Source organism: Bacillus sp. AFS002410, assembly GCF_002556365.1.
Lineage (GTDB): Bacteria > Bacillota > Bacilli > Bacillales > Bacillaceae_G > Gottfriedia.
The window spans coordinates 1-4735 of record NZ_NUEU01000094.1 but is presented as its reverse complement, the minus strand read 5'-3'; the positions used below and the strand labels follow the sequence as shown (position 1 = coordinate 4735).

General features: G+C 51.2%; 2 rRNA genes. Both read left to right on the top strand.

What is annotated here, in order from left to right:
- Nucleotides 1-75 precede the first annotated feature (75 nt).
- Nucleotides 76-1625: ribosomal RNA gene (locus CN692_RS22930) — 16S ribosomal RNA — on the top strand.
- A gap of 140 nt (nucleotides 1626-1765) precedes the next feature.
- A 23S ribosomal RNA gene (locus tag CN692_RS22925) occupies nucleotides 1766-4704 on the top strand.
- Together the 16S and 23S rRNA genes form the textbook arrangement of a ribosomal RNA operon.
- The last annotated feature ends 31 nt before the right edge of the window (nucleotides 4705-4735 follow it).

Below are 4735 nucleotides of genomic sequence, written 5' to 3'. Positions count from 1 at the left end.
CTTTGAAAACTAAACAAAACATGAAGTAAACGTCAATTATTAGTTTTTTGAGCAATACAAGATTTAAACTTAACTTTTATGGAGAGTTTGATCCTGGCTCAGGACGAACGCTGGCGGCGTGCCTAATACATGCAAGTCGAGCGGATTAATGGGAGCTTGCTCCCGTTAATTAGCGGCGGACGGGTGAGTAACACGTGGGCAACCTACCTATAAGACTGGGATAACTTCGGGAAACCGGAGCTAATACCGGATGACACTGAGGAACTCCTGTTCCTTAGTTGAAAGATGGCTTCGGCTATCACTTACAGATGGGCCCGCGGCGCATTAGCTAGTTGGTGAGGTAACGGCTCACCAAGGCGACGATGCGTAGCCGACCTGAGAGGGTGATCGGCCACACTGGGACTGAGACACGGCCCAGACTCCTACGGGAGGCAGCAGTAGGGAATCTTCCGCAATGGACGAAAGTCTGACGGAGCAACGCCGCGTGAGCGATGAAGGCCTTCGGGTCGTAAAGCTCTGTTGTTAGGGAAGAACAAGTGCTAGTTAAATAAGCTGGCACCTTGACGGTACCTAACCAGAAAGCCACGGCTAACTACGTGCCAGCAGCCGCGGTAATACGTAGGTGGCAAGCGTTGTCCGGAATTATTGGGCGTAAAGCGCGCGCAGGCGGTTTCTTAAGTCTGATGTGAAAGCCCCCGGCTCAACCGGGGAGGGTCATTGGAAACTGGGAAACTTGAGTGCAGAAGAGGAAAGTGGAATTCCAAGTGTAGCGGTGAAATGCGTAGAGATTTGGAGGAACACCAGTGGCGAAGGCGACTTTCTGGTCTGTAACTGACGCTGAGGCGCGAAAGCGTGGGGAGCAAACAGGATTAGATACCCTGGTAGTCCACGCTGTAAACGATGAGTGCTAAGTGTTAGAGGGTTTCCGCCCTTTAGTGCTGAAGTTAACGCATTAAGCACTCCGCCTGGGGAGTACGGTCGCAAGACTGAAACTCAAAGGAATTGACGGGGGCCCGCACAAGTGGTGGAGCATGTGGTTTAATTCGAAGCAACGCGAAGAACCTTACCAGGTCTTGACATCCTCTGACAACCCTAGAGATAGGGCGTTCCCTTCGGGGACAGAGTGACAGGTGGTGCATGGTTGTCGTCAGCTCGTGTCGTGAGATGTTGGGTTAAGTCCCGCAACGAGCGCAACCCTTGATCTTAGTTGCCAGCATTTAGTTGGGCACTCTAAGGTGACTGCCGGTGACAAACCGGAGGAAGGTGGGGATGACGTCAAATCATCATGCCCCTTATGACCTGGGCTACACACGTGCTACAATGGATAGTACAAAGGGTTGCAAGACCGCGAGGTGGAGCTAATCCCATAAAACTATTCTCAGTTCGGATTGTAGGCTGCAACTCGCCTACATGAAGCCGGAATCACTAGTAATCGCGGATCAGCATGCCGCGGTGAATACGTTCCCGGGCCTTGTACACACCGCCCGTCACACCACGAGAGTTTGTAACACCCGAAGTCGGTGGGGTAACCTTTTAGGGGCCAGCCGCCTAAGGTGGGACAGATGATTGGGGTGAAGTCGTAACAAGGTAGCCGTATCGGAAGGTGCGGCTGGATCACCTCCTTTCTATGGAGACATCATGAACCGTTGGTTCATGTATGAAAATGTTTCTTCATTGTTTTGTTTAGTTTTGANNTTTGTACCTTGAAAACTAGATAATGTCATTCATTAAACTGCGTAAGTTTAATTCAATTAGTTTTAAAATTAGTTAAGTTAGAAAGGGCGCACGGTGGATGCCTTGGCACTAGGAGTCGATGAAGGACGGGACTAACACCGATATGCTTCGGGGAGCTGTAAGTAAGCTTTGATCCGGAGATTTCCGAATGGGGAAACCCACTACTCGTAATGGAGTAGTATCTTTACCTGAATACATAGGGTACTGAGGACAGACCCAGGGAACTGAAACATCTAAGTACCTGGAGGAATAGAAAGCAAAATGCGATTTCCTGAGTAGCGGCGAGCGAAACGGAAGATAGCCCAAACCAAGAGGCTTGCCTCTTGGGGTTGTAGGACACTCTATACGGAGTTACAAAGGAACGGGGTAAATGAAGCGACCTGGAAAGGTCCGTCAAAGAAGGTAAAAACCCTGTAGTTGAAATCTCGTTCCCTCTTGAGTGGATCCTGAGTACGGCGGAACACGTGAAATTCCGTCGGAATCTGGGAGGACCATCTCCCAAGGCTAAATACTACCTAGTGACCGATAGTGAACCAGTACCGTGAGGGAAAGGTGAAAAGCACCCCGGAAGGGGAGTGAAAGAGAACCTGAAACCGTGTGCTTACAAATAGTCAGAGCTCGTTAATGAGTGATGGCGTGCCTTTTGTAGAATGAACCGGCGAGTTACGATCCCGTGCAAGGTTAAGTTGAAGAGACGGAGCCGCAGCGAAAGCGAGTCTGAATAGGGCGATATAGTACGTGGTCGTAGACCCGAAACCGAGTGATCTACCCATGTCCAGGATGAAGTTCAGGTAACACTGAATGGAGGTCCGAACCCACGCACGTTGAAAAGTGCGGGGATGAGGTGTGGGTAGCGGAGAAATTCCAATCGAACTCGGAGATAGCTGGTTCTCCCCGAAATAGCTTTAGGGCTAGCCTTATGTGTTAGAGTCTTGGAGGTAGAGCACTGATTGGACTAGGGGCCCCCAACGGGTTACCGAATTCAGTCAAACTCCGAATGCCAATGACTTATCCATAGGAGTCAGACTACGAGTGATAAGATCCGTGGTCAAGAGGGAAACAGCCCAGACCGCCAGCTAAGGTCCCAAAGTATACGTTAAGTGGAAAAGGATGTGGAGTTGCTTAGACAACCAGGATGTTGGCTTAGAAGCAGCCACCATTTAAAGAGTGCGTAATAGCTCACTGGTCGAGTGACTCTGCGCCGAAAATGTAACGGGGCTAAACGTATCACCGAAGCTGCGGATTGATACCGTATGGTATCAGTGGTAGGGGAGCGTTCTAAGGGCGTTGAAGCTAGATCGTAAGGACTGGTGGAGCGCTTAGAAGTGAGAATGCCGGTATGAGTAGCGAAAGACGGGTGAGAATCCCGTCCACCGTATGCCTAAGGTTTCCTGGGGAAGGCTCGTCCTCCCAGGGTTAGTCAGGACCTAAGCCGAGGCCGAAAGGCGTAGGCGATGGACAACAGGTTGATATTCCTGTACCACCTCATTTCCGTTTGAGCGATGGAGGGACGCAGAAAGATAGGGTAAGCGCGCTGCTGGATATGCGCGTCCAAGCAATTAGGCTGATGTGTAGGCAAATCCGCACATCATAAGGCTGAGTTGTGATGGCGAGGGAAATATAGTACCGAAGTTCCTGATTCTACGCTGCCAAGAAAAGCTTCTAGCGAGGAAATAGGTGCCTGTACCGCAAACCGACACAGGTAGGCGAGGAGAGAATCCTAAGGTGAGCGAGAGAACTATGGTTAAGGAACTCGGCAAAATGACCCCGTAACTTCGGGAGAAGGGGTGCTCTTTTGGGTGTATGCCCGGGAGAGCCGCAGTGAAAAGGCCCAAGCGACTGTTTAGCAAAAACACAGGTCTCTGCGAAGCCGCAAGGCGAAGTATAGGGGCTGACGCCTGCCCGGTGCTGGAAGGTTAAGAGGAGGGGTTATCCCTTACGGGAGAAGCTCTGAATTGAAGCCCCAGTAAACGGCGGCCGTAACTATAACGGTCCTAAGGTAGCGAAATTCCTTGTCGGGTAAGTTCCGACCCGCACGAAAGGCGTAACGATTTGGGCACTGTCTCAACCATAGACTCGGTGAAATTATAGTACCTGTGAAGATGCAGGTTACCCGCGACAGGACGGAAAGACCCCGTGGAGCTTTACTGCAGCTTGATATTGAATTTTGGTACAGCTTGTACAGGATAGGTAGGAGCCTGTGAAGCCGGAGCGCTAGCTTCGGTGGAGGCGTCGGTGGGATACTACCCTGGCTGTATTGAAATTCTAACCTAGAGCCGTTATCCGGCTCGGAGACAGTGTCAGGTGGGCAGTTTGACTGGGGCGGTCGCCTCCTAAAGAGTAACGGAGGCGCCCAAAGGTTCCCTCAGAATGGTTGGAAATCATTCGAAGAGTGTAAAGGCATAAGGGAGCTTGACTGCGAGACCTACAAGTCGAGCAGGGACGAAAGTCGGGCTTAGTGATCCGGTGGTTCCGCATGGAAGGGCCATCGCTCAACGGATAAAAGCTACCCCGGGGATAACAGGCTTATCTCCCCCAAGAGTCCACATCGACGGGGAGGTTTGGCACCTCGATGTCGGCTCATCGCATCCTGGGGCTGTAGTCGGTCCCAAGGGTTGGGCTGTTCGCCCATTAAAGCGGTACGCGAGCTGGGTTCAGAACGTCGTGAGACAGTTCGGTCCCTATCCGTCGTGGGCGCAGGAAATTTGAGAGGAGCTGTCCTTAGTACGAGAGGACCGGGATGGACACACCGCTGGTGTACCAGTTGTTCTGCCAAGAGCATGGCTGGGTAGCTATGTGTGGAAGGGATAAGTGCTGAAAGCATCTAAGCATGAAGCCCCCCTCAAGATGAGATTTCCCATAGCGTTAAGCTAGTAAGACCCCTGAGAGACGATCAGGTTGATAGGTCAGAGGTGGAAGCGTGGTGACACGTGGAGCTGACTGATACTAATCGGTCGAGGACTTAACTAACAAGTTTGATAATGACATTATCTAGTTTTGA